Genomic DNA, 24,654 nt, shown 5'->3' with positions numbered 1-24,654 from the left:
CTCACCGAGGACCGTCGCCATGCCGCGTACCCTCAGCCTTACCCGTCAATGCCTGGGCCTGGTGACCCGCATTGAGTGCCGTATCCGCCCGCTGGCCGGTGACACCGGCATGTGGACACTGCTGTTCGCCGCCGGCATGGCCGGCGAGCAACCCTCCGCGATCAAGGCCCAGGGGCCGTTTCACGGGCCGTTCGTGGCCGAGTCGGTGCTCAGCGCGATTGTCGACAGCCTGACCCTGCACGGCTACCAGGTGGCCGACGACCCGCAGATCTGGTGCGTGCACCTGCAGGCGCAGCTGCGTCGCATCAACGGCGAACGGGTTCACCATGTGGGTGACCTGCAGTCCAACCCCGACACCTGAGCCGACCGTTCATCCTCCGGCCTGTGGCAGCGTGTCGCGGGCTTTTCCTGTCACAGGTGGCTGCTATACTCGCGCTCGTTTTTTTCCAGCCACCTGGTGATCTGCTCAATGGAACGCTTTATCGAAAATGCGATGTACGCCTCGCGCTGGCTGCTCGCACCCATCTATTTTGGCCTGTCCCTGGGGCTGCTGGCGTTGGCGCTGAAGTTCTTTCAGGAGATCTTCCATGTGCTGCCCAACGTCTTCTCGCTGGCCGAGTCCGACCTCATCCTGGTACTGCTGTCGCTGATCGACATGGCCCTGGTGGGCGGCCTGCTGGTGATGGTGATGATCTCGGGCTACGAGAACTTCGTGTCGCAGCTGGATATCGCCGAAGGCACCGAAAAGCTCAACTGGCTGGGCAAGATGGACTCTTCCTCGCTGAAGATGAAGGTGGCCGCCTCGATCGTGGCGATCTCCTCCATCCACCTGCTGCGGGTGTTCATGGACGCGCGCAACATCGAGACCCAGTACCTGATGTGGTACGTGATCATCCACATGACCTTCGTGGTCTCGGCGTTCGCCATGGGCTACCTGGACAAGATGACCAAGCACTGACCTGCGGGGTATCACGCCTTGTCAGCCGCCCGTCCGTTGCATAACGGACGGGCGGTTGCGTTTCTGGCTTGTGCTTTGGTCGATGCTGTACAAAAAATGAACGGCCTGTGGAATGTTCCAGTAGCGAGGTATCGCAATGAACCTGCATGAACTGAACAGCGAGGCCAGGGCCGGCCGGGTGGACGAACTGAACCTGATCGCCATCGAAGGGGGGGACTTCGTGCTCGAGGCCCGGGTCAAGGGCAAGGCGCACCCGTTGCTGGATGCCAAGGGTGTACGTCTCAAGGTGCACTCGGTGGTCGATGGCCAGCGCCTGCTCAATGGCTTGCCCGCCGTGCCGCTGCACCTGGTGCACTGGTCGGTGCAGGACGAGATGTGCGGCCTGCACGGCACCCCCGAAGAAGACCTCAAGGTGCCGATGCCGCGACGTACTGCCTGGTAGCTGAACTGCTTTGCCGCAGTGTGCTAGGCTGCTTGCCCTTTTCACAGCGGGCGCGGCTTTTGTGCGCCCTGTAGCGGAGCAGAAACATGTCCGAACTCAACCTGTCCACCGACGAAACCCGCGTCAGCTACGGCATTGGCCGTCAGCTGGGTGGCCAGCTGCGTGACAACCCGCCACCGGGCGTCAACCTGGACGCGATCCTGGCCGGTCTGACCGACGCCTTCAATGGCCAGGCCAGCCGCGTCAGCGAAGAAGACCTGTCGGCCAGCTTCAAGGTCATCCGTGAAATCATGCAGGCCGAAGCGGCTGCCAAGGCCGAAGCGGCCGCTGGCGAAGGCAAGGCCTTCCTGGCCGAGAACGCCAAGCGTGACGGCATCACCACCCTGGCCTCGGGCCTGCAGTTCGAAGTACTGACTGCCGGTGAAGGCGCCAAGCCAAGCCGTGAAGACAGCGTGCGCACCCACTACCACGGCACCCTGATCGACGGCACCGTGTTCGACAGCTCCTACGAGCGTGGCCAGCCGGCAGAATTCCCGGTCGGCGGCGTGATCGCTGGCTGGACCGAAGCCCTGCAACTGATGAACGCGGGCAGCAAATGGCGCCTGTACGTACCGAGCGAGCTGGCTTACGGCGCCCAGGGCGTTGGCAGCATCCCGCCGCACAGCGTGCTGGTGTTCGACGTCGAGCTGCTGGACGTACTGTAAGTACGTCGCAGGACCTTGCGGCCCTCATCGCGGGTCAAGCCCGCTCCCACAGGTACACTGCCAGTCTCATGATTGCAGTGATTCTTGTGGGAGCGGGCTTGACCCGCGATGCTTTCAGTTCCACTGCGCGCCACCCCCAGGGCGCAACGCCCGGGCATAGCAGAACAGGAACAGATTCCTCACCAGCTCCTTGAGCACCACAGGCTCGCTCGAATTCAACCCGTGAAGATCCAGGTCGCCCTGGTCGCGCAGTTCGCCCAGCGCGTCTTCTTCGAGCACGGCGCATACCTCGCCGGTTTCGCGGTGCAGGATGCGCAGGTACGGATGGGGGCGGTCAAGCCAGGCGTCTATCAGATAAGTCATGGCTATTCTCCTTGAAAGCGTTCAATGAGAATAATTCTTATTATCAAAATAGCAAGTGACTATTGGATTTTTCTTGCGATTACCGCCGGGCGGTAGGGTCGAGGCTGCGAGTGCAGCCCCGGGCAGGCAGGGGTCAGACCTTGCGCACGAATTCCGATTTCAGCTTCATCGGGCCGATGCCGTCGATCTTGCAGTCGATGTCGTGGTCGCCGTCGCACAGGCGGATGTTCTTGACCTTGGTGCCGACCTTGACCACCAGCGAGGTGCCCTTGACCTTGAGGTCCTTGATCACGGTGATGGTGTCGCCGTCCTGCAGGACGTTGCCCACCGAATCCTTCTTCACCGCTTCGTCGCTGGCCGCTTCGGCTTCACCGCTGGCCGACCACTCGTGGGCGCACTCGGGGCAGATCAGCTGGCTGGCGTCTTCGTAGGTGTATTCGGAGTTGCATTTGGGGCAGGGTGGCAAAGTGCTCACTACGGTTCCTCAGGACTACGTGCAGAAAACCCACATTGTATAGGGTTTTGCCGGCCAGAGGAAAAGCAGGCCCATCGAGCGATGGGCCGGGGCAGGGGATCAGTGCGTGCGGGCGACGGCGAATTCGCTGAGTTCGACCAGCGCATCGCGGTATTCGCTGGCCGGCAGCACGTCCAGGCAGGCAATGGCACGGGCCACGTAGTCACGCGCCATCTGTGCGGTGTACTCCAGCGCGCCGGCGGCCTCCACTGCGTTGCGGATGCTCTCCAGGTCTTCAAGGCCACCTTTCTGGATGGCCTGGCGCACCAGCGCCGCCTGCTCGGGGGTGCCTTCGCGCATGGTGTAGATCAGCGGCAGGGTCGGCTTGCCTTCGGCCAGGTCGTCACCGACGTTCTTGCCCAGGGTCTCGGCGTCGCCCTTGTAGTCGAGCAGGTCGTCGACCAGCTGGAAGGCCACGCCCAGGTGGTCGCCGAAGGTACGCAGGGCTTCGCGCTGTTCATCGCTGGCGCCGGCCAGTGCGGCGGCGCTGTGGGTGGAGGCTTCGAACAGCATGGCGGTCTTGCCGCGGATGACGTCCATGTAGACTTCCTCGGTGGTGCTGGCGTCGCGAATGCGCGACAGCTGCAGCACTTCACCCTCGGCAATCACGCGGGTGGCCTTGGAGAGGATCTGCATGACCGGCATCGAGCCCAGCTCGACCATCATCTCGAACGAGCGCGAGTACAGGAAGTCGCCCACCAGCACGCTTGGCGCGTTGCCCCACAGGGCATTGGCGGTAGAGCGGCCACGGCGCATGCCCGACATGTCGACCACGTCGTCATGCAGCAGGGTGGCGGTGTGCAGGAACTCGATGGTGGCTGCCAGCAGGCGCAGGTCGTCGCCTTCGCGGCCCAGTGCCTTGCCGCACAGCAACACCAGCAGCGGGCGCAGACGCTTGCCCCCGGCCGAGGTAATATAGTCGCCGATTTTCGATACCAGCGGCACACGCGAAGTCAGCTGCTTCTTGATGATCTCGTCAACGGCGCTGAAGTCGTCCGCTACCGCACGGTAGAAAGCTTGGGGTTGCATCGGCCACAGGTGCTCCATAAGGGTTGCGCGGCATGCTAGGTTGCGGGTCCCGGCGTGTCAAGGCGCACTGCCCGTGGGGTCAATGGCCACACTTGCAAGGCAAAGCTGGCTTGCGTACAATCGCGCACCCTGAACTTCCTGGGCAGCACCTGCCTTACGCAATTGCACTGGGCCGTTCCAGCCCTATGCAGCCATGCCAGCCAATACTCTTCCTATAAAGAGCTGGGTGAGCAGGATTATCGGAGAAATACCCATGTACGCAGTAATTGTTACCGGTGGCAAGCAGTACAAAGTCGCCGAAGGTGAATACCTGAAAATCGAAAAACTGGAAGTCGCCACTGGCGAATCCGTGACTTTCGACCGCGTTCTGTTGGTTGCCAATGGCGACGACGTGAACATCGGCGCTCCAGTCGTTGCTGGTGCCAAGGTTGTTGCTGAAGTGATCTCGCAAGGTCGTCACGACAAAGTGCGCATCATCAAGTTCCGCCGCCGTAAGCACCACATGAAGCGTATGGGCCACCGCCAGTGGTTCACCGAAATCAAGATCACCGGTATTTCGGCTTAATCGCCCAAATCCCCATTTCTGGAGAATTGAACCATGGCACACAAAAAAGCTGGTGGTAGTACCCGTAACGGTCGCGACTCAGAAGCCAAACGCCTTGGCGTGAAGATGTATGGCGGCCAGGCTATCATCCCGGGCAACATCATCGTGCGTCAGCGCGGCACCCAATTCCACGCTGGCTACGGCGTTGGCATGGGCAAGGATCACACCCTGTTCGCCAAGATCGCGGGTAAGATCAAGTTCGAAGTAAAAGGCGCCTTCGGTCGTCGTTACGTGAGCGTCGTTGCCGAGTAATCGCGCGATCGCTGGAAAAGCCCTGTCTCGCGACGGGGCTTTTTCGTTTGTGGGGTGAGTCTCTTGCAAAGCTGTTTGTATGGGCTGCCGGCGCTGGTGTTCTGGCCGTATCGGGGCCGCCGCGCTCACTTTTGCAAGAGCCTTATGTCTTTGTGTCACTCAGCTCGTCCAACTGACGAGAGGCGGTTTTTATGAAGTTTGTTGACGAAGTATCGATCAAGGTCAAGGCCGGTGACGGCGGTAACGGTTGCATGAGCTTCCGCCGCGAGAAGTTCATCGAGAACGGTGGCCCCAACGGTGGCGATGGTGGCGACGGCGGCTCGGTGTACATGGTTGCCGACGAAAACCTCAACACCCTGGTCGACTACCGCTACACCCGTCACTTCGAGGCCCAGCGCGGCTCCAATGGCGGCAGCACCGACTGCACCGGCAAGAAGGGCGACGACCTGATCCTGCGCGTGCCGGTCGGCACCACCGTGATCGACGCGGGCACCCAGGAAGTGATCGGCGACCTGGTCAAGGCCGGGCAGAAACTGATGGTGGTGCAGGGCGGCTGGCACGGCCTGGGCAACACCCGTTTCAAGTCCAGCACCAACCGTGCGCCACGCCAGACCACCCCGGGCAAGCCCGGCGAGCAGCGTGACCTGAAACTGGAAATGAAAGTGCTGGCCGACGTCGGCCTGCTGGGCTTGCCCAATGCCGGCAAATCCACCTTCATCCGTTCGGTGTCGGCCGCCAAGCCGAAAGTCGCCGACTACCCGTTCACCACCCTGGTGCCGAACCTGGGCGTGGTCAGCGTCGACCGCTGGAAGAGCTTCGTCATCGCCGACATCCCCGGCCTGATCGAAGGCGCTTCGGAAGGCGCCGGCCTGGGTATCCGCTTCCTCAAGCACCTGGCGCGTACCCGCCTGCTGCTGCACCTCGTCGACCTGGCCCCGCTGGATGAAAGCAGCAGCGCCGACGCCGCCGAAGTCATCGTCAACGAGCTGACCCGCTTCAGCCCGTCGCTGGCCGAGCGTGACCGCTGGCTGGTGCTGAACAAGACCGACATGCTGATGGACGACGAGCGCGACGAGCGCGTCAAGGAAGTGGTCGAGCGCCTGCAGTGGGAAGGCCCGGTGTACGTGATCTCGGCGATCTCCAAGCAGGGCACCGAGCAGCTCAGCCGCGACATCATGCGCTACCTCGAAGACCGTGCCGACCGCCTGGCGGCCGACCCGGCCTACCGCGACGAGCTGGCCGACCTCGACCAGCGCATCGAAGACGAAGCCCGTGCCCAGCTGCAGGCCCTGGACGACGCGCGCGCCCTGCGCCGTACCGGCGTCAAGAGCGTGCACGACATCGGCGACGATGATGACGATGACGACTGGGAAGACGACGAAGACGGCCCGGAAATCATTTACGTGCGCGACTGATTCGTTGCAGTACACTAAACGCCGCTTTTTCAAGCGGCGTTTTGGTATCTAAAGATCTCTATAGGTTGGAAGAAGATGCGGAGCAAGGTGACGGGTGCGCAGCGCTGGGTCGTGAAAATCGGCAGCGCGTTGCTGACGGCGGATGGCAAGGGCCTGGACCGCGCGGCGATGGGCGTGTGGGTCGAGCAGATGGTGGCCCTGCATGAGGCAGGGGTCGAGTTGGTGCTGGTCTCTTCGGGGGCCGTGGCTGCCGGCATGAGCCGCCTGGGCTGGAGCAAGCGACCGAGTGCGATGAACGAGCTGCAGGCTGCCGCCTCCATCGGCCAGATGGGCCTGGTGCAGGCCTGGGAGTCGAGCTTTGCCGAGCATGGCCGGCACACCGCGCAGATCCTGCTGACCCACGACGACCTCTCCGACCGCAAGCGTTACCTCAACGCCCGCAGCACCCTGCGTACCCTGGTGGAGCTGGGCGTGGTACCGGTGATCAACGAGAACGACACCGTGGTCACCGACGAGATCCGCTTCGGCGACAACGACACCCTGGCCGCACTGGTGGCCAACCTGGTGGAAGCCGACCTGCTGGTGATCCTCACCGACCGCGACGGCATGTTCGATGCCGACCCGCGCAACAACCCCGAAGCCCAGCTGATCTACGAGGCGCGCGCCGATGACCCGGCGCTGGACGCCGTGGCCGGCGGCACCGGTGGCGCACTGGGGCGTGGCGGCATGCAGACCAAGCTGCGTGCGGCGCGCCTGGCCGCGCGGTCGGGGGCGCACACCATCATCGTCGGCGGGCGCATCGAGCGCGTGCTCGACCGCCTCAAGGCCGGCGAGCGCCTGGGCACCTTGCTCTCGCCCGAGCGCGGCATGCTCGCGGCACGCAAGCAATGGCTGGCCGGGCACCTGCAGACCCGCGGCACCCTGGTGCTGGACGCCGGTGCGGTGCAGGCCTTGCGCCAGGCCAACAAGAGCCTGCTGCCGGTGGGCGTCAAGACCGTGCAGGGCAGTTTCCGGCGTGGCGAGATGGTCGTGTGCGTAGGGCCGGACGGCCTTGAGGTGGCCCGCGGCCTGGCCAACTACAGCGCGCTCGAAGCGCAGAAGATCATCGGCCAGTCATCCGAGGCCATCGAGGCCGTGCTGGGCTACAGCGCCGAGCCGGAACTGGTGCACCGCGACAACCTGATTCTGGTATGAGGAAATGAGCGTGATCAAAGGGATTTTTGCAGCCGCCTTGCTGGCCTTGCCGATGCTGGCCGGTGCCGAGGAAATCGGCCAGGTGTCGACGGTGTTCAAGTTCGTCGGGCCCAACGACCGCATCGTGGTCGAGGCGTTCGACGACCCCAAGGTGGAGGGCGTGACCTGCTACCTGTCGCGCGCCAAGACCGGCGGCGTGAAGGGTGGGCTGGGGTTGGCCGAAGACCGTGCCGAGGCGTCGATCGCCTGCCGTCAGGTGGGGCCGATTCGCTTCAAGGGCGAGCTCAAGGATGGCGATGAAGTGTTCAAGGAGCGCACCTCGCTGGTGTTCAAGACCATGCAGGTGGTGCGCTTTCTGGACAAGAAGCGCAACACGCTGGTGTACCTGGTGTACAGCGACCGCCTGATCGAAGGCAGCCCGCAGAACGCGGTGACGGCGATTCCGATTCTGCCTTGGGCAGAATAAGACCGCGTTTAATCCATCGCGGGTCGAGCCCGTTCCCACAGGTTCAATGGTGCCCTCTGTGGGAGCGGGCTTGACCCGCGATGGGGCCCAAAGGGCCCCCAAGGCCGTCAGATCGACGCCGGCTCAACCTCCACTTCCCGCACCTCGACCTTCACCTGATCGCGACGGCTGATGTACTTCCAGTCCGCCTCGTCGATGTAGATCCCGTTCGGCCCGCTACCGCCCTCCAGGTCGATTGCAACGTGCGCCGATACCTGCGGCTTCACGCTCGCCAGAATCGGCACGAAGCCCAACTGCAGGCTGGTCTCCAGCAATGCCGCCTGGTTGCGTTCGTCGATGTCGGCCGCCTCGTCCAGGTAGTACGGCAGGCGCACGCGCCCGGCCTGGTCGCGGTCCATCAGGTGCAGCAACAGGTACATGTTGGTCAGCGCCTTGATGGTCATGGTGGTGCCGTTGGAGGCCGCGCCATCGATGTCGGTATGGATGATCGGCTGGCCGCCTACCTTGGTGATCTCGAACGCCAGCTCGAACAGGTCCTTCAGGCCCAGCTGGTTGTGGTTGGCTGCCACCAGCCGCGCCAGGTACTCCTTGGCCTCTTCGTTCTTGTTGTCCTGCTCGGCGCTCTGGCTCAGGTCGAACACCGACAGGGTCTCGCCTTCCTCGTACTGGCCGGCACTGTGGATGATCTGGTCGATGTGCTTGAGCGCTTCCTTGTTCGGCGCCAGCACGATGCGAAAGCTCTGCAGGTTGGATACCTGGCGCTTGTTGATCTCGCGGTTGAACAGTGCCAGCTGGTGCTCGAGGCTGTCGTAGTCGCTGCGGATGTTGCGCAGGGTACGCGCGATGTCGGTCACCGCCGCGCGCCGCGCCTTGCCCAGGGTCAGGGCTTCGTCGGTACGGTGCGCATAGGCGTTGATCAGCAGCTGCAGACGGCGCTCCATGTCGTCTTCGCTGTCGAACTTGGCCACGCCCTTGAGGCGTACCTGGGCGTACAGCGCCTCGATCTGGCCATCCACCCGCAGCAGGCCCTGCCAGCTGTCCTGGTAGTCGTTGAGCAGCGGCAGCAGGTTGTCCATGGAGTCGTCGACCGGGTCCATGAACGGCGTGCCGAACGGCAGGTCGGCCGGCAGCAGCTGGCGACGGCGCAGAGCGTCGTCGAGGGTGCGCTGCTTGGCCTCCATGTCGGCAATCTGGCGACCGACCAGTTGCAGCTTGGCCGACAGTTGCTGCACGCGCTCGGTGAACGCGTCGCTGGAGCGCTTGAGCTCTTCCTGGGCCGCCTCCATCTGCGCCAGCTGCTCCAGCTTGTCGCCTTCCTCGGCCGACAGGGTCTGGGTACGGCGGTAGTCTTCCAGGGCCTTTTGCGCATCCAGCACCTGCTGGTACAGCGCTTCGGTCTGGGTCTTGCTCGCGGCGCGGTCGGCGGCCACGGCTTGCTGGGTCTTGAGCTGCTTGAGCTCTTTTTCCAGGCGCTCCTTCTGGTCGCGCAGCGCGGCGCGGTCGGCCAGAGCCTGCAAGGCCGGCGGCTCGATATGGCTGAGGTCGATGGACAGCCCCGGCGCCTCGAAGCGCTCGCCCTTGAAGCCGTCGAGTACCGCTTCCAGAGACTTGACCCACACGTCGCTGTCATCCAGCTCGATGCCGCGCTCGCCCAGCGGCAGGCTGAACAGCGCACCGTTGAACAGGCGCATCAGGCGCTCGACGTCCTGCTGCGAGAACTCTTCGCGCAGGCGTGCATAGCTGTTGTTGTCGGCATGGTCGAGCTGCTGCTTGACCGACTTCAGGCGTTTCTCCAGGTCGCGCAGGCGCTCTTCCAGGTCCTCGGCGCTGAACTGGCGCGACTGCGCCAGGGCACCGGCCAGTTCGTCGTGGGCGTCCTTGGCGGCCAGCAGCTGCTGCTCCAGCACCTTGACGTCATCCACCAGCGCGAAGCGGTGCTTGAGCACCGACAGTTCGCCCAGCCAGCGCTGGATACCGGTCATTTCGCGTTCCAGGCGCATCAGCTCCTGGGTGCCGCCGCGCTGGTTGTTCTGCAGCGCGTCCTGCTCGTGGCTGTAGTGCTCGGCCTGCAGCACCAGCTCTTCCTTGCGTGCGCCGGCGTAGTCCTGCCAGGTGCCGAGCAACTGGTCGAGCAGCGGTGACAGGCGGTGCAGCTTGCCGCGCAGGATGTCGCGCTGGGCCACGCCATTGGCCAGGGCCTCGACCAGCGGGCCGGCGGCTACCAGCGAGTTGTAGTCCTGTTCCATGCGCCGCACGTCGCGGAAGGCTTCTTCGCAGGCGGCGATGTAGTCGACGCTGCCCGAGCGCAGGCTGTGCTCGAACGCATCGAGGAACAGCTGCTTGAGCTTGGCCGCGGTAATCTCGCGCATGTGCAGCAGGTTGATGAACAGGGCGCGGAAGGTCTTCAGGCTCTGCTCGCTGGTGGAGCGCAGCGGAATCAGGGTCAGGTCCAGCGGCACCGAGGTGTGCCCGCCCACCAGCAGCCGGCGCAGTTCGTCGGGCTTGAGCTCGTAGGCTTTCAGGCCGTTGCGCTCCAGGTTGGTGAACAGCTCCTTCTGGCGCAGGCAGGTGTCGTTCTTCTGGTAGTGGCCCAGGTCCAGCTCGCCGGCATAGGCGAAGAACTGGTGGCCGAAGCCGCCGCCAGGGCCGCGCCCGACCACGCCGATCACGTGCGGGCCGTGGGGCAGGTTGACCTCGCAGAGGATGTAGCTGGTGTCGCTGGCGAAGTAGAAGCGGCGTGACTGCTCCAGGCTGTACTTGCCGAAGCTCATGTCCGACATGCGCGCCAGGATCGGGAACTGCAGGGCGTTGATCGACGCACTCTTGCCCAGGTTGTTGGCGCCGTACACCGACAGCGGGTGCTCCAGCGGGAACAGGCCCAGGCTGTAGCCGGCGGTGTTGAGCAATGCAAAGCGGCGAATGCCGTAGCGGTCCTGGCTCATGCGTCAATCTCCTGTTGCTCTTGGGCAATGGCACGGGCCAAGGCGTCTTCTTCGCTTTCCTCGAACGGGCTCAGGTCGAGCGGGTCGTCGGTCCTGTTCAGCTCTTCAGGGGTTTCTTCCACCACCAATACCGGGGTCGGCAGCGGCAGGGCACTGTGCAGGCTGGCGGCCAGGTCGCGGTCCTGCTGCACCGACAGGCACACGTCGAGGAAGCGGTGCATCGGCGGCAGGAAGCGGTAGATGCCGTTGTCTTCGCTGGCAAAGCCGAGCTGGGTCATGCGGCGCATGATCTTCTCTTCCAGCTCGTCGGGGGTCTGCACCTCGGCCTGCAGGAACAGGTCGCGGTACTTTTCCAGCAGCGAGGGCAGCTCGTCGCGCCCCAGGCTGCCGCCGTCGAGCACCGACATCGGGTCGCGGCCCTGGTCGGCCAGGTGCTCCACCAGGATGAAGGTGAACAGCGACAGGCGCTGGGCGGTCTTGTTGACCTGGGCAGCAGCCAGTTCCGGCACGAAGTAGTAGAAGCCACGGGTGTCGCACACCAGTTCGAAGCCCAGGGCCTTGAACAGGCCGCGGTACTGGTCCTGGAAGTTCGACAGCTGGGCATACAGCTCCGGGTCGCGCCGGCTGATGTGGAAGCCCTTGAACAGCTCGCGGAAGATCGGTGCGAGCTGGGACAGTTCGGAAAGATCAAGATGCATGGGTAGGGCTCGCAGTAGGCTCGGGCGACGGTTCGCGGCTTGAAGTCAGGGCGAACGAGCGCAGGCTGACCAGGTGTTCCTGAGTGGTGTACTCGCGGCGCTCAAGGCGCGCGCGGGTAAAGCGTTTTTCCCGCGACAGGCGCGAGAACCAGTACAGCAGTTCGTCGGTGGCGCCTTCGGGCTCCTGCTCCAGCAGCCACACCATCAGGTCGGGCAGCGGCAGGGCGTCTTCGCAGCGTTCGAGCATTTCCTTGACCGTGCGCGGTGCACGCGGCGCGTCGCCCTTGTGGCTCTTGTGCGCCTTGGGGAACTGCGCCGGCTTGGCTTCGAAGCGGGCCAGGGCATACACGTAGGCCTCGACCTGGCTGGCGCTGCCGAGGAAGGTGCTCTGCGGGCGGGTGAACAGCGGCATGGCCGCCTGTGGCACGGCGTCGATGCCCTTGCGCCGGATCACCGACAGCGCCAGTGCGGCGCCACGGGTCACGGCGTTGTGCCGGCGCGCCTCTTCACGCAGCGGCAGCAGCAGCTCGCGGGCGTGGCGCAGGGTCAGCTGGGCGCTGGTCTGCATCTCGAGGATGCGCGCGTGGGTGCGCAGCAGCATGTCGTCATCGACCAGGTGGCCCAGTCGCGCCTGCTCGCCCAGCAGGCGCAACAGCACGGTCTCGACCTTGCGCACGCCCTGTTCGAAGGCGCCGTCGGCGTTCACCAGCTGGATCATCGGCTCGACGTATTCGTCCCAGGTGGCCAGCACTTCGGCGTAGCGCTGGCGCAGCGGGATCTGCCGGTCGCTGGTCTTGGCCCGCTCGGCCACCGCCACCAGCGCCTGCTCGTCGTTGTCGAGTTTTTTCAGCACGTCACGCACGCGCATGTCGAGCAGACGCAGCTGGCGCGCCAGGTCGTTGCCGTCGCGGATGTCGAAGGCGTCCTGGATATGCCCGGCCAGGCGCTCGAGGTGGCGCAGGTAGGCTTCGATTTCCAGGCACAGGCCCAGGCGGTGCTCGCGCCGCAGGTAGGCCAGGAAGTCGTGGATCTGGGCGTTGAGCTCGAAGCGGTTCGGGCTCTTGGCCACCGGGACCAGGATGTCCAGGCGAATCCACACGTCCAGCAGGTTGGTGATGTCCTGGGGCGTACTGTCGAGCTGTTGTGCGGCCAGTTGCCCGCGCAGCTCGGCCAGGCTCAGGGTGCCCCCGTCGAAGCGCTCGCACAACGGCTCGAGCAGGGCCCAGTGTTCGGCTAGGGCGCGCAGGACGCGCTTGGGTTCGATCATTGGCGGGTCGACTCGCTGCCAAGTAAAAGCGCCGATTGTACTGCATCAGGGGGGGATCGATTCACCCCCTGATCGTTTGCCGGTGTTGTCGGGCGGTTTTGTACCTGCAACGGCGGCGTAACGGCGGTAGAATGCTCGCCCCGACTTATCCACAGATGGCCGCCCTTTGCTTACCGAGTCCCGCCGCCGCGCCTACCTGAACGCCATGCAAGTGGTGCACTGGCTGCCGCGCGCCGAACTGCCGTTCGCCGCGCCATCGCGCCCCGAGCTGCTGCGGGTACCCGAACCGCTGGTCGAGGCGCCGGTGGTGCTGCCGGCAGTGGTGGCCAAGGCGTCTGCACCGGCTGCCAAGCCGGCCGAGCGGCCAAAAATCGAGATTCCGCGACCGACGGTCAGCGCCAAGCCGGCCAGCAAGCCGGTGCTCGATGCCGAAGAAACCGGCGCCGTGGTCAAGCCAGCGCTGGTACCGCCGCCCCGCTTTGCCTTGCAGTTGCTGCGTGCCGGCGATTGCCTGGTGCTGGTGGAGCTGGTTACCGGCCAGCCGTTCCAGAGCCGCGACCCGTCCTACCTGCTGCTCAAGGACATGCTGCGCGCCGCCGGCCTGCCCGACAGCCCGCAGATCATCGGCGAGCCGGTACGCTGGCCGTTGCTGGTGCGCGGCACTCTCGACCAGGGCCCGCTGGCGGCGCGTGATTTTGTCCAGGGTTTCATCCAGGCCCGCCTTGAAGAGGCGCCCTGCAGCTGCCTGTGGCTGGTCGGCCTGCCGGCGGTGCGCTTTGCCGGTGAAGCCGACGAGCAGGCGTACTACCGCGAATTGCCGGTGGAGGGCCTGGGCAACTGCTGGGCCTTGCCTGGCCTTGAACTGTTGATGGACGAGCCCGCCCGCAAGGCGCACGTCTGGCAAGCCATGCGCCGGCTGATGGCGCGCTGGAAACCACGCAATGAGTGACAACATCAGTTTTCGCCGCATGACCGAGGCGGATCTGGATGCCGTGCTGAAGATCGAATACGCCGCCTTCAGCCACCCGTGGACCCGGGGGATCTTTCTCGACGGGCTGAAGAACTACGAAATCTGGCTGATGTTCGAAGGCCAGCAGCAGGTGGGCCACGGCGTGATCAACGTGATCATCGACGAGGCGCACCTGCTCAACATCACCGTCAAGCCCGAAAGCCAGGGCCGTGGCCTGGGCCTGCGCCTGCTCGAAGAGCTGATGAAGCGCGCCTACGCCAGCAACGGCCGCGAGTGCTTCCTCGAAGTGCGCGCCAGCAACCAGTCGGCGTATCGCCTGTACGAGCGCTTCGGCTTCAACGAGATCGGCCGGCGACGCGACTACTACCCGGTGGCGGGTGGGCGCGAAGACGCGCTGGTGATGGCCTGCACGCTGTTCGAAGAATAACCCTTCAGCGCTCGCGCTTGCCGTCCAGCGGGTCGCGACGCGCCAGTTCGGCCTCGTCCAGGCCGTTGCCGCCGCCAATGTCATCTTCGTCGACTACGCTCAGGTCCCAGTCGGCCGGGTGGTCGCCGCCGACTTCATCGGCTGAGCGGGCGCCGTCTTCGGGGATCAGGGTTTCGGGCGTCAGGTCATCGTCGCTGGGGTCGTAGTGCGTGTCGGTCACCGGTGGGTCTTGATCGAAGTCCAGCGGCTGCACCGAGCCCATCTGGTCCTCGATGGTATCGATCGGTGCGGGTTCCGGGGCATGCGGCGGGCGATGTGATTCGGTCATGTCTATTCTCCTGCGGGTGGCCTGTAAGGGGTGGACCGGCCACTGGCGGGAAGATTCAAAGGCGTGACCCGAACGGGGTGGCGCCAGTCACACATGCGCATTCCCATGAGGCTTGACCATGCACGATCTACAAGAACTGATTGATAACAACGCGCGCTGGGCCGATGCGATCAAGCAGGAAGATCCGGACTTCTTCGCCAAGCTGGCGCGTCAGCAGACTCCGGAATTCCTCTGGATCGGCTGTTCGGATGCGCGGGTGCCGGCCAACGAGATCGTCGGCATGTTGCCGGGCGACCTGTTCGTGCACCGCAACGTGGCGAACGTGGTGCTGCACACCGACCTCAACTGCCTGTCGGTGATCCAGTACGCGGTGGACGTACTCAAGGTCAAGCACATCCTGGTGACCGGGCACTACGGTTGCGGCGGCGTACGGGCCTCGATGCAGGACCGTCAGCTGGGCCTGATCGACGGCTGGCTTCGGGCGATTCGCGACGTGTACTACGAGCATCGTGTGGAATTGTCCAAGCTGGCGACCGAGGAAGAGCAGGTCGACCGCCTGTGCGAGCTGAACGTGATCCAGCAGGTGGCGAACGTGGGGCACACCAGCATCGTGCAGAACGCCTGGCATCGCGGGCAGAGCCTGTCGATCCATGGGTGCATCTACGGGATCAAGGACGGCCTGTGGAAAAGCCTGAACACCACCATCAGCGGGTTCGAGCAGCTGCCGCCGCAGTACCGGTTGCGTCCGCAGGACTGACCGCCCATTGGCTGTTGCAGGAGCCAGCCTGGCTGGCGAAGGCCGCGCTACCTGTCCGTGGTGCGGCCTTCGCCGGCAACGCCGGCTCCTACAGGTTGCGTAACGCCCGCGTCATCACCCCCGTATTGCACTTGGCATGGGCCTGCTCCGGCGTCATCTGGCGTACCGTGCGGAAAAACAGCCCGCAGGTCTGCTTCTTCTCCTTCACCTGCCATTTTTGCGTGCATGCCCCCAGCGTGGCACTTGCATCCGCCTTCGGGTTGCGCCCCATTCCCGCCTGCCAGCACGCCGCGCTCAAGTCCTGCCCCATCATCCGCAAACCGGCCGCATCGGCCTTGTCCGGGTCGTTGTCGTTGTTCTTCGGGTCGGCGGCGTACCAGATCGCGCTCGGGTGATTCGCGCCCAGCACCGGCACGTTGCGCCCAGGCACCGGGCTGATGCTCACCAGCCCCAGTACCTTCACCTCTGGCCCGTACTGCTGCTGCACCCAGCTGCGCACCGGCGCACCGAACGCCACCATCGGCAGGCTGGCGCCGTCAGTGGCCGCGGTCATGTCCCTGACCATGCGCACCTGGTAGTCGGTGAAATACCCGTACACCCCTTCTAGGTCCTTGCCGGCACTGGCTGGCGCGGCAATCGGCGCGATGTCCACGATGGTCTGGTAGGCCGGGGTGTGTTGCGCCGGCACGCCGTTGAAGGTCAGCAGCTGGGCCCAGCGGTCGGTGGTGTTGGAGCGCAGGTAGTCCTGGGCCTGGGTCAGCGAGTAGTCCGGCGGAAAGTGCAGCAGCTCGATGCTGCGCCGGTTCTCCAGGGCCATGCCCAACGGCAGGAACAACGCCCAGTTGTACGCCCACTTGCCCTCGCGATTGAGCCGGTCGGCACCTGCATAGGCCAGTTCGCCGCTGTCGAGCAGGGCCTTGAGCGGGGCCGCGTAGGTGGTCGGTACGCCGCTGATGTCGGCATGCAGCTGGTCGTGCTCGCGACGCACCGTCACCGTGGCGGTCGGGTAGCCATCGCGCTGCACGCTCTGGGTCAGGTAGTGCTCCACGGTGCGCTCCAGCGACCAGTCGCGAAAGCAGATCACCCCGCAGTTGTTGGGGTAGGCGAATAGGCGGGTCACGCGCTGCGCATCGCCCAGCGGTACGCGGGCGTCGGCCAGCACGGCGCTGCTGGCGGCAAGGGCGATCAGGCCCAGGGCAAAAGGTGTACGCATGTTCAACTCCTTGTCGATGAACTCCCGATGTGCGGAAGGCTTGCCATACTGGGGTAGTTCTCAGGACGAGGGGAAGGGGGCAGGATCATGAAGGGGTATCCGGGCATTGCACTGTTCGCCGGGCTGTTGAGCGTGTTGCCGGCCCACGCCGACGAGCGCGACCTGTGGTCGTTCGCGCAGTGGACGGGCAGCCACGATACGCGCGCGTTTCGCGAAATGCTGGTGCAGGCGCGGCTGTATGGGGTAGTGCCGTTGTACCAGCTGCTGCGCTCGGCCAGCGACTGGCGCCTGTGCAACGCCGAGCCGTTCGCCGTGGCGCCGCCCGACCAGTGGCCGGCGGTACGCTCGACCCTGCAGTTGCTCAAGACCCTGGGCGAGCAGCAGCGCCTGAAAACCTACGAAGTGGTCTCGGCCTATCGCAACCCCACCCTCAACCGCTGCGCCGGTGGTGCCCGCGACAGTGCGCATACCCGCGCCTTCGCGGTCGACCTGCTGCTGCCGGCGTGGGCCGATCCGCGACCATTGTGCGAGTTCTGGCAGACCCAGGGCCAGGCCTGGAACATGGGGCTTGGCCGCTACCCGTCGGGGCGCATCCATATCGACACCGCCGGCTACCGCACCTGGGGCGGCGACCTGAGTGCCGACTCGTCGTTTTGCCCGCGCCTGGCGCCCAGCTCCTGAACAGCTCGGCGATGGCGGGGCAAGGAACTCCTGGGCCCCGCAAGGTACGGAAGTAGTTCACCCCCTGCACATCAACCCGCCCCGAGGAACCGCCCCATGCTCGAATCGACCTGGACTGCGCTCAAGCATCATCAGCGTGTGCGCGAGATTGTCGTGGTGCTGGCCAACTTCGGCGCCCAGGACGTGCTGTTCCGCCTGGGGCTGGGCAGGCTGCTGGGGGAGGCCGAAACGGTGGCCGGCCTGCCCGCCGACGAAGGCACCCCGCAACGCGTGCGGCGGGCGCTGGAGGCGCTGGGCCCGACCTTCGTCAAGCTCGGGCAGATCCTCTCCAGCCGCAGCGACATATTGCCGGCGGCATGGATCGACGAGTTGCAGGCCCTGCACAGCAGCGCCGCTACCTTGCCCTGGGCGCAGCTGCAGGCCCAGGTGCTCGAAGACCTGGGCGCCGAACTGGACCAGGTATTCGCCGAGTTCGACACCACCCCGCTGGCGGCGGCGTCCATGGCCCAGGTGTATCGGGCACGCCTGCTCGGGGGCGAGGAGGTGGTGGTCAAGGTTCAGCGTCCGGGGCTGCGGCGCAAGATGACCGCCGACCTGCAACTGCTCGAAAGCGTTGCGCAACTGGTCGAGCAAAACACCGCCCTGGCCGACTACCAGCCGCGCAAGATGGTGCGGCAACTGGCCCGGGCCATGCTCGAAGAGCTGGACTTCACCCAGGAAGGCAGCCACTGCGACGCGGTGGCGGCCAATTTCGCCAGCCAGCCGCACATCGTCATTCCGCGCATCTACTGGGCCCACAGCAGCGAGCGGCTGCTGGTGCAGCAGTACCTGCCCAGCCATACCCCGCTGGAGCGCGAGGCGCTGATCGAGCAGGGCCTGGACCCGAGCCTGCTGGCCAGCCGCGGCGCCGCCGCGTTCATCAAGATGCTGCTGGAGGACGGGCTGTTCCATGGCGACCCGCACCCGGGCAACCTCAAGGCCATGGACGACAACCGCGTGGGCTTCATCGACTTCGGCATGGTCGGGCGCCTTGGCGAGCGCCGTTGGCTGGAGGTGATGACGTTCATGCGCGCCCTGACAGAGGGCAACAGCGATGCACTGGTGACGGTGCTGGTGGACTGGAACGACGACGGCGTGCGCAACATGCCCGCCATCGAGCAGGCGGCCGGCGAGTACATGGCGCGTCACGGCGGCAAGGCGCTGAAGATGGGCGCGCTGATCGAGGATTTTCTGGGGCTGATGCGCGAATACCGCCTGCTGCTGCCCCCGGACCTGCTGGTGCTGTTCAAGGCCCTGGTGACCGCCGACGGCGTACTGACCCGGCTGGACCCGCAACTGGACCTGGTGGCCACCGCCAGACCGGCGATCAGGGCTCAGCTCAAGGCGCAGCTGAGCTGGAAGATCGCCAGGCGCCTGGGGCTCGATGGCCTGGAACTGGGACGCGGCCTGCTCGGCGAATTGCCGCAGCTGACACGGCTGCTGGTGAACCGCTTCAAGCATGGTGTGCTGGAGATGCGCGTCGATGTGCCGGGGCTGGAGCGCCTGGAGCGTTCGTTGCGCCTGGCCTCGACGCGGCTGTCGCTGGCGTTGCTGATCAGTGCGCTGGTGATTGCCTTCGGCCCGCAGATCGCCGCTGCCGGGCCGGTGTGGCTGGGCTTGCCCGCCGTCAGCTGGCTGGCGGCTATCGCCACCCTGGGCGGCTTGCTGGCGTTTTTGCGCAGCCTGTTCAAGAGCCCGTGAGCCAGTCGGCAAAGCGCCGCTGCGCCGTGCCGGCAGCGAAGGGCTCGGGGCTCAGCAGGTAGTAGGCCGAACCGTCCTCGGTGAACCCGTAGGGTGCCACCAACTGCCCGCTGTCGAGCTCGTCCTGCACCATCATGCGCGAGGCCAGCGCCACGCCCAGCCCGGCCAGGGCTGCCTGGATGCACAGGTAGAAGTGTTCGTAGCCGGCGCGGCTGCTGCCCCTGGCCGACTGGCCGCTCAGGCGCAGCCAGTGCTTCCAGGCGTCGGGACGGGTGGCGCTGTGCAGCAGGCGGGTACCGGCAAAGCCCTTGTCGGGCAGTGCCAGGTCGGCGCGACACACCGGCCCTACTGCCTCGTTGCAGAGCTTGAGGCTGTGCAGGCTGGCATCCCAGTGGAAGTCGTCGCGGCGCAGCGCCAGGTCGATGCCGCTGCGGGCAAAGTCCACCGGCCCGCCGGCGGCCACCAGGTGCAGCTGGATGTCCGGGTGCGCGGCATGGAACGCCGGCAGCCGCGGGATCAGCCACTTCATCGCGATGGTCGGTTCGCATGACAGCACCAGCACGTTGTCGCGGGCCTGCTGCAGGCGTTGCACGCTGGCGTGCAGCTGCTCGAACACCGACAGGGTGGTGTCGTGAAGGGCGCGCCCGGCCGGCGTGAGGAAAATGGCGCGGTTGCGCCGCTCGAACAACTGCACCCCCAGGGATTCTTCCAGCAGACGCACCTGGCGGCTCACCGCACCGTGGGTGACGTTGAGCTGCTGAGCGGCGCGCACGAAGCTTTCGGTCTGGGCGGCGACGTCGAAATAGCGAAAGGCGGCGAGGGCGGGCAGTTTCATATGTGTGAGGAAAACTAGCGGATTTGCGCCACTATAAATCGCTTTTTTGCCGTGCTGAAGCTTTCGATAATGGCGCTGCGCAGAATCATCTGCGTCATTTCATGGAGTATCGACGGTGGGTGAATTGCTGGCGGTGGCCTTGATTACCGTGTTGGCGGTGATCAGCCCGGGGGCGGACTTTGCCATGGTGACACGCAGCAGCTATGCGTTTGGCAGGCGCAGCGGATTGCTCGCTGCCCTGGGGATTGCCTGCGGCGTGCAGGTGCATGTGGTGTACACGGTGCTGGGGGTGGCAGTGCTGATCAGCCAGTCGCCGGGGCTGTTCATGGCCATGAAGGTGGTGGGGGCAGGGTACCTGATCTACCTGGGGTATCGGTCGCTGCGCACTCGTGCGCCGGTGGCCCTGGAGGGCGCGGCGGGGGTGACGGGGCGCGGTGCATGGGGGGCGTTCGCATCGGGCTTTCTGACCAATGCGCTGAACCCCAAGACCATGCTGTTCGTGGTCAGCGCGTACAGCCAGGTGGTGCAGCCGGGGGCCTCGCTGGGGCTCAACTTTGCCTATGGGGCGTTCATGTCGCTGGCGCATTGGGTGTGGTTCAGCCTGGTGGCGCTGTTCTTTTCGCGGGAGGCGTTGCGCCAGGCGATGCTGCGCCGCCAGCGCATGGTGGACCGGGTGATCGGGGTGGCGTTGATCGGCCTGGGGGTGGCGGTGGTGTTCGTGAATGTGCGCTGAGCGGCTGGCCGCTGCGCTGGCTTGCCAGCGAAAGGCGCACCACCGATCCCGCCATTGCATCTCCCACCAGCGGCGCCATAAGATATAACCATTCTCATTTAGTGCCGCCGACATGAAAGCCACCCCACCCGCCGACAGTCTCGCTTCGTTGTACAAGGGCTACCACGGCTGGCTGCTGGTGTGGCTGCGCCAACGCCTGGACTGCCCGCACAACGCTGCCGACACGGCCCAGGACACTTTCATGCGCCTGCTCAGCGCCGGCAGCTATGTGGCCCCGCGCGAGCCGCGGGCGTTCCTGGCTACCGTGGCGCGGCGTCTGCTGATCGACCGCGGGCGCCGGCAGAAGCTCGAACAGGCCTACCGCGAAGCGCTCGCCCGGCACGTCGAGTACCTCGACCAGGCACCTTCTCCCGAGCAGATGCTGGCCGCGCTCCAGGCCCTGGAGCACATCGCCCGTGCCCTCGACCTGATGAGCGTGCGCGCCCGCGAAGTGTTCATCCTGCGTCACCTCGAAGGGCTCAGCCATGCCGAGATCGCCGCACGCCTGAACGTCTCGACCAAGACGGTGCAGAACCACCTGGTGCAGGCCCTGCTGCACTGCCACGCTGCCACAGATCCTGCCCTGTGAACCTGCCTGCGGCCACGCTGCGCAAGGCTGCCGAATGGCTGGTGCGCCTGGACGACAGCGCCAGTGCCGGCGACCAGCAGGCCTTCGAGGCATGGCTGGCCAGCGACCCGCAGCACCTGGAGGCCGTGCGCCAGTTGCAGGGCAGCCTCGCGCCACTGCGTGAACTGCCCCGTGCGCCGGCCCGCGCGGCGCTCAAGCGCATTGCGCCGCAACCCCGTGGCAAGCGCGCGCTCAAGGCGCTGGCAATCAGCCTGGGCCTGCTGCTGCCGGCCGGCCTGGTGCTGCAGCACTATCCGCCGGCTTATCTGATGGCCGATATCCGTACCGGCAGCGGCCAGTGGACTACACAGCAATTGCCGGACGGCAGCCGCATCAGCCTGGATGGCCGGTCGGCGGTCGACCTGCAGTTCGACGCCCAATCGCGCACCCTGCGCCTGCTCAGCGGCGAGATCCTGCTGGATGTGGCCAAGGACGCCAGTCGCCCGTTCCGCGTGGTCACCGAACACGGCAGCATCCGTGCCCTGGGCACCCGCTTCATGGTCGAGCGCAGCGAGCACAGCACACGCCTGGCCATGCTCGAGTCGAGCACCGAGGTCAAGAGCGCCGGCAGCAGCCGCACGGTCAGCGCCGGCCAGCAGGTGCGCTTCGACGCCACTGGCATCCAGCCACTCCAGGCGGTCGACGCCGCCGGGCTGGAGCAGGCCTGGGCCAGCCACCAGATGATGGTCAAGGAGCAGCCGCTGGGCGAGGTGCTGGAGCGCCTGGCACGCAATCACGGCGGCTACCTGCTGTTCGATGCCAAGGCGCTGGCGCACCTGAACGTGACCGCCGTGTTGCCCGCCGACGACAGCGAGCGGGCGTTGCGCCTGCTGGCGCGCAGCTTCCCGATCCGGGTGCAGCACTACACCCCGTGGGTCACGCGAGTCACTCTTGAATAGAAATCCTTATCAAACGCTTCCAGTTCCCGTTACCTGTGCGTCCTTGTATTAGCCAATACATCGGAGAGTCGGGAACATGCCTTCACACAAGCCCCTCAAGCCCAGCCGCGCCCTGGCGCTGGCGGTTCATCTAGCCCTCGGCACGCTGCCGCTGCTGGCCCTGCAGCCGGCGCATGCGCAGCAGCAGGTGCAGCGCTATGCCATCCCGGCCGGGGCGCTGGGCGACGTGCTGAGCCGTTATGCCCGCGAGTCGGGGGTGGCCATTTCGTTCAATGCCGGCCAGGTCGCCAACCTGTCCAGCGCCGGGCTGCAGGGCAACTATGCCCTGCAGGACGGCTTCGCCGCGCTGCTGTACGGCCACGGCCTGCAGGCCCAGGCCAGTAGCGACGGCTACGTGCTGGTTGCGCTGCCGGCGGCCAACGGCGCGGTGGAGCTGGGCGCCACCAGTATCAACGGGCAGGTGCTGGGGAGCACCACCGAGGGTACCGGCTCCTACACCACCGGGCCGATGCAGACGGCCACCAAGCTGCCCCTGAGCATCCGTGAAACCCCGCAGTCGGTGAGTGTGATCACCCGCCAGCGCATGGACGACCAGGACATGCAGAGCCTGGAAGATGTGCTCAAGAACACCCCCGGCATGTCCATGACCAAGGACGGCCCGCAGCGCCCGACCTTCTACGCCCGCGGCTTCACCGTCGAGAACCTGATGAATGACGGGCTCTCCAACGACCTGTCGCATTACCTCTCGCGGGACATGAACTCCACGCCCGACATGGCGATCTACGACCACGTCGAGGTGGTGCGCGGCGCCACCGGCCTGATGCAAGGCTCGGGCACGCCGTCGGCGGCGATCAACATGGTGCGCAAGCGCCCCACGGCCGACCCGCGCCTGAGCATCACCGGCAGTGCCGGCAGCTGGGACAACTACCGCACCGAGGTCGACGGCTCCGGCGCGCTCAACGACAGCGGCACCCTGCGCGGCAGGATGGTCACCGCCTACCAGACCCGCAACAGCTTCCAGGACGTGGCCGATACCGAGCGCTCGGTGTTCTATGCCATCGGCGAGGCCGACCTGAGCGACAACAGCACCTTCACCCTGGGGCTGTCGAACCAGAGCGTCAACAACACCTCCACCTGGGGCGGCCTGCCCACTGGCATCGACGGCAGCGACCTGCACCTTTCGCGCTCCACCTACCTGGGCAACGACTGGGAATACTGGGACCAGGACAACACCACCCTGTTCAGCCGCCTGGACTATCGCCTGGACAACGACTGGAAGCTGCTGCTGGCGGCCAGCCGCACTTGGTCGAAGCTCAAGATGCTCGGCAGCATGACCGAGCGCATGGGCGATGAGGGCGAGGTGTTCGGCCAGTACCTGGGGCAGTACCACTACGACGACGAGCAGAGCAGCTATGACGCCTATGCCACCGGGCCGTACCAGTTGCTGGGGCGTACACACGAACTGGTAGTCGGGGCCAGCCGCCGCGAGCTGACCTTCGAGGGCAAGGGCAACTACAGCGACGACCTGATCGGCATGAACATCCATGCCTGGGACCCCGGCAGCCTGCCCAAGCGTCGCCTGGACCTGAACTACTGGCACCAGGACCGAGAAACCTCGCAGACCGGCACCTACGTCACGTCGCGCTTCAACCTGGCCGACGACCTGAAGCTGATCGTGGGCGGGCGCCTGGACTGGTACGACAGCGAATCCCAGACCCGCAACGGCACGCGCCTGGGCAAGCCTGTCAACGTGAGCGTCACGCGCAACCTGACCCGCTACGCCGGGGTGATCTACGACCTGGATGCGCAGCATTCGGTGTACGTGAGCTACACCGACATCTTCAAGCCGCAGTCCGAGCAGGACGCCAGCGGCAGCGAACTCAAGCCGATCGAGGGCAAAAACTACGAGGTGGGGATCAAGGGCGAGTACTTCGACGGCGCATTGAATGCCAGTGCCGCGGTGTTTCGCATCGACCAGGAGAATCGCGCCAAGACCCTGGAGCGCTACCAGTGCTCCGACCTGGTGCCCAGCTGCTCCGAGGCGGCGGGCAAGCTGCGCAGCGAGGGTATCGAGCTGGAAGTGAACGGCACCGTACTGCCGGGCTGGGAACTGGGCGCGGGCTACACCTTCGCCCAGGTCAAGTACGTGAAGGACGGCGACCCGGCCAACGAGGGGCGGCTGTTCGACACCGACATCCCGCGGCACGTATTCAAGGCGTTCACCACCTACCAGCTGCCGGGCGAGCTCGAGCGCTGGAAGGTCGGCGGCGGGGTGTACCGGCAGAATGCGATCTACAACAAGGGTGACAACTGGTACGCCACCGACAGCACCTACCGCATCGAGCAGGATGCCTACACCTTGGTCGACCTGATGCTCAGCTACAAGGCCTCCGAGCACCTGGACGTGCGCCTGAACGTGAATAACGTGTTCGACACCAGGTACTACCAGAGCATTGCCACCAACACGGTGTATGGCGGCAACTTCTACGGTGACCCCCGCAATGCGATGCTGACGTTGCGCTGGTCGCTCTGAAAGGATCAGGCCGGCTCCTGCGG

The 24,654-nt window shown here is 65.5% G+C and carries 27 protein-coding genes; 18 read left to right on the top strand and 9 right to left on the bottom strand.

All coding sequences use genetic code 11. The annotated features are described in order from the left end of the window. Nucleotides 1-19 precede the first annotated feature (19 nt). The 4 genes from FW760_RS23890 to FW760_RS23875 all read left to right on the top strand — a co-directional run bounded on the left by FW760_RS23890 (nucleotide 20) and on the right by FW760_RS23875 (nucleotide 2,104). On the top strand, nucleotides 20-361 hold the full coding sequence (locus FW760_RS23890) for a PA4575 family protein (RefSeq protein ID WP_043860214.1): 342 nt from the start codon (nucleotides 20-22) through the stop codon (nucleotides 359-361). A 108-nt stretch (nucleotides 362-469) separates the two neighbouring features. After that, complete coding sequence (locus FW760_RS23885; RefSeq protein WP_043860215.1) at nucleotides 470-958, top strand: TIGR00645 family protein; 489 nt, start codon at nucleotides 470-472, stop codon at nucleotides 956-958. A 136-nt stretch (nucleotides 959-1,094) separates the two neighbouring features. Beyond that, nucleotides 1,095-1,400, top strand: a complete 306-nt coding sequence (locus FW760_RS23880; protein WP_043860216.1) for a DUF6482 family protein — start codon at nucleotides 1,095-1,097, stop codon at nucleotides 1,398-1,400. A gap of 86 nt (nucleotides 1,401-1,486) precedes the next feature. After that, the gene (locus FW760_RS23875) at nucleotides 1,487-2,104 is read left to right on the top strand and encodes an FKBP-type peptidyl-prolyl cis-trans isomerase (RefSeq protein WP_043860217.1); all 618 of its coding nucleotides are present in this window, start codon (nucleotides 1,487-1,489) and stop codon (nucleotides 2,102-2,104) included. A 114-nt stretch (nucleotides 2,105-2,218) separates the two neighbouring features. On the opposite strand, the gene FW760_RS23870 is transcribed toward FW760_RS23875, so the two are convergent. The 3 genes from FW760_RS23870 to FW760_RS23860 all read right to left on the bottom strand — a co-directional run bounded on the left by FW760_RS23870 (nucleotide 2,219) and on the right by FW760_RS23860 (nucleotide 4,010). Beyond that, entirely contained in the window at nucleotides 2,219-2,467 is a 249-nt protein-coding gene (locus tag FW760_RS23870) for a PA4570 family protein (RefSeq protein WP_043860218.1), read from the bottom strand. Between the two features lie 133 nt (nucleotides 2,468-2,600). Beyond that, nucleotides 2,601-2,942, bottom strand: coding sequence for a zinc ribbon domain-containing protein YjdM (locus FW760_RS23865; protein ID WP_043860219.1), 342 nt, complete (start codon nucleotides 2,940-2,942; stop codon nucleotides 2,601-2,603). Between the two features lie 99 nt (nucleotides 2,943-3,041). After that, nucleotides 3,042-4,010, bottom strand: a complete 969-nt coding sequence (locus FW760_RS23860) for a polyprenyl synthetase family protein (protein WP_054916263.1) — start codon at nucleotides 4,008-4,010, stop codon at nucleotides 3,042-3,044. Between the two features lie 253 nt (nucleotides 4,011-4,263). Between FW760_RS23860 and rplU the strand changes: the two genes are divergently transcribed. The 5 genes from rplU (at nucleotide 4,264) to FW760_RS23835 (ending at nucleotide 7,941) form a co-directional block, all read left to right on the top strand. Then, nucleotides 4,264-4,575 carry a 50S ribosomal protein L21 gene (gene rplU / locus FW760_RS23855; RefSeq protein ID WP_038614793.1) on the top strand — a complete coding sequence of 104 codons (312 nt, stop codon included), beginning with the start codon at nucleotides 4,264-4,266 and terminating at the stop codon, nucleotides 4,573-4,575. A 33-nt stretch (nucleotides 4,576-4,608) separates the two neighbouring features. Then, complete coding sequence (gene rpmA / locus FW760_RS23850) at nucleotides 4,609-4,866, top strand: 50S ribosomal protein L27 (protein WP_010225698.1); 258 nt, start codon at nucleotides 4,609-4,611, stop codon at nucleotides 4,864-4,866. A gap of 191 nt (nucleotides 4,867-5,057) precedes the next feature. Further along, nucleotides 5,058-6,281, top strand: coding sequence for an Obg family GTPase CgtA (gene cgtA / locus FW760_RS23845; protein ID WP_043860221.1), 1,224 nt, complete (start codon nucleotides 5,058-5,060; stop codon nucleotides 6,279-6,281). 75 nt (nucleotides 6,282-6,356) lie between these two features. After that, the gene (proB, locus tag FW760_RS23840; RefSeq protein ID WP_043860222.1) at nucleotides 6,357-7,475 is read left to right on the top strand and encodes a glutamate 5-kinase; all 1,119 of its coding nucleotides are present in this window, start codon (nucleotides 6,357-6,359) and stop codon (nucleotides 7,473-7,475) included. A 4-nt stretch (nucleotides 7,476-7,479) separates the two neighbouring features. Next, on the top strand, nucleotides 7,480-7,941 hold the full coding sequence (locus FW760_RS23835; protein ID WP_043860223.1) for a CreA family protein: 462 nt from the start codon (nucleotides 7,480-7,482) through the stop codon (nucleotides 7,939-7,941). 107 nt (nucleotides 7,942-8,048) lie between these two features. Here FW760_RS23835 and mksF read toward each other — a convergent pair whose 3' ends face one another. From mksF to mksB, 3 genes are read right to left on the bottom strand one after another with little or no spacing between them, the layout of a single operon-like run. After that, nucleotides 8,049-10,883 (bottom strand): Mks condensin complex protein MksF, encoded by a 2,835-nt coding sequence (gene mksF, locus FW760_RS23830; RefSeq protein ID WP_116052764.1) that lies wholly within the window; start codon nucleotides 10,881-10,883, stop codon nucleotides 8,049-8,051. Continuing rightward, the gene (gene mksE, locus FW760_RS23825; protein WP_043859813.1) at nucleotides 10,880-11,581 is read right to left on the bottom strand and encodes an Mks condensin complex protein MksE; all 702 of its coding nucleotides are present in this window, start codon (nucleotides 11,579-11,581) and stop codon (nucleotides 10,880-10,882) included. Before mksE ends, mksF begins: the two co-directional genes overlap by 4 nt. Next, a complete protein-coding gene (mksB, locus tag FW760_RS23820; protein ID WP_078481776.1) occupies nucleotides 11,571-12,848 on the bottom strand; it encodes an Mks condensin complex protein MksB in 1,278 nt (425 codons plus the stop codon). Before mksB ends, mksE begins: the two co-directional genes overlap by 11 nt. 166 nt (nucleotides 12,849-13,014) lie before the next feature. Between mksB and FW760_RS23815 the strand changes: the two genes are divergently transcribed. Both FW760_RS23815 and rimI read left to right on the top strand, forming a co-directional pair. Beyond that, complete coding sequence (locus tag FW760_RS23815; RefSeq protein WP_353229535.1) at nucleotides 13,015-13,797, top strand: energy transducer TonB; 783 nt, start codon at nucleotides 13,015-13,017, stop codon at nucleotides 13,795-13,797. Next, complete coding sequence (gene rimI / locus FW760_RS23810) at nucleotides 13,790-14,245, top strand: ribosomal protein S18-alanine N-acetyltransferase (RefSeq protein ID WP_043859816.1); 456 nt, start codon at nucleotides 13,790-13,792, stop codon at nucleotides 14,243-14,245. The genes FW760_RS23815 and rimI overlap by 8 nt, the downstream gene beginning before the upstream one ends. A 4-nt stretch (nucleotides 14,246-14,249) precedes the next feature. Here the strand turns inward: rimI and FW760_RS23805 are convergent, their stop codons facing one another. Beyond that, a complete protein-coding gene (locus tag FW760_RS23805; protein ID WP_054916260.1) occupies nucleotides 14,250-14,573 on the bottom strand; it encodes a hypothetical protein in 324 nt (107 codons plus the stop codon). Between the two features lie 118 nt (nucleotides 14,574-14,691). Between FW760_RS23805 and can the strand changes: the two genes are divergently transcribed. Next, a complete protein-coding gene (gene can, locus FW760_RS23800; protein ID WP_043859818.1) occupies nucleotides 14,692-15,330 on the top strand; it encodes a carbonate dehydratase in 639 nt (212 codons plus the stop codon). An 88-nt stretch (nucleotides 15,331-15,418) separates the two neighbouring features. Here can and FW760_RS23795 read toward each other — a convergent pair whose 3' ends face one another. Continuing rightward, nucleotides 15,419-16,543 (bottom strand): hypothetical protein, encoded by a 1,125-nt coding sequence (locus FW760_RS23795; protein ID WP_116052773.1) that lies wholly within the window; start codon nucleotides 16,541-16,543, stop codon nucleotides 15,419-15,421. 87 nt (nucleotides 16,544-16,630) lie between these two features. Here FW760_RS23795 and FW760_RS23790 point away from each other — a divergent pair, with 87 nt between their 5' ends. After that, on the top strand, nucleotides 16,631-17,224 hold the full coding sequence (locus FW760_RS23790; RefSeq protein WP_104572259.1) for a D-Ala-D-Ala carboxypeptidase family metallohydrolase: 594 nt from the start codon (nucleotides 16,631-16,633) through the stop codon (nucleotides 17,222-17,224). 96 nt (nucleotides 17,225-17,320) lie between these two features. Next, a complete protein-coding gene (locus FW760_RS23785; RefSeq protein ID WP_446444035.1) occupies nucleotides 17,321-18,964 on the top strand; it encodes an ABC1 kinase family protein in 1,644 nt (547 codons plus the stop codon). Here FW760_RS23785 and FW760_RS23780 read toward each other — a convergent pair. After that, nucleotides 18,951-19,799 (bottom strand): LysR substrate-binding domain-containing protein, encoded by an 849-nt coding sequence (locus FW760_RS23780; RefSeq protein WP_043859822.1) that lies wholly within the window; start codon nucleotides 19,797-19,799, stop codon nucleotides 18,951-18,953. The genes FW760_RS23785 and FW760_RS23780 overlap by 14 nt on opposite strands. 115 nt (nucleotides 19,800-19,914) lie before the next feature. Between FW760_RS23780 and FW760_RS23775 the strand changes: the two genes are divergently transcribed. The 4 genes from FW760_RS23775 (at nucleotide 19,915) to FW760_RS23760 (ending at nucleotide 24,631) form a co-directional block, all read left to right on the top strand. Next, nucleotides 19,915-20,532 carry a LysE family translocator gene (locus FW760_RS23775; protein WP_078481780.1) on the top strand — a complete coding sequence of 206 codons (618 nt, stop codon included), beginning with the start codon at nucleotides 19,915-19,917 and terminating at the stop codon, nucleotides 20,530-20,532. A gap of 112 nt (nucleotides 20,533-20,644) precedes the next feature. Further along, on the top strand, nucleotides 20,645-21,160 hold the full coding sequence (locus tag FW760_RS23770; protein ID WP_043864306.1) for a sigma-70 family RNA polymerase sigma factor: 516 nt from the start codon (nucleotides 20,645-20,647) through the stop codon (nucleotides 21,158-21,160). Next, on the top strand, nucleotides 21,157-22,098 hold the full coding sequence (locus FW760_RS23765) for a FecR family protein (protein ID WP_052504321.1): 942 nt from the start codon (nucleotides 21,157-21,159) through the stop codon (nucleotides 22,096-22,098). Before FW760_RS23770 ends, FW760_RS23765 begins: the two co-directional genes overlap by 4 nt. Nucleotides 22,099-22,174: 76 nt before the next feature. After that, nucleotides 22,175-24,631, top strand: a complete 2,457-nt coding sequence (locus tag FW760_RS23760) for a TonB-dependent siderophore receptor (protein ID WP_058540622.1) — start codon at nucleotides 22,175-22,177, stop codon at nucleotides 24,629-24,631. The last annotated feature ends 23 nt before the right edge of the window (nucleotides 24,632-24,654 follow it).

The sequence above is a fragment of the Pseudomonas sp. 1176_21 genome (assembly GCF_052850635.1).
Note: the sequence above shows the minus strand (reverse complement) of the source record. Positions and strands in the feature narration are given on the sequence as shown.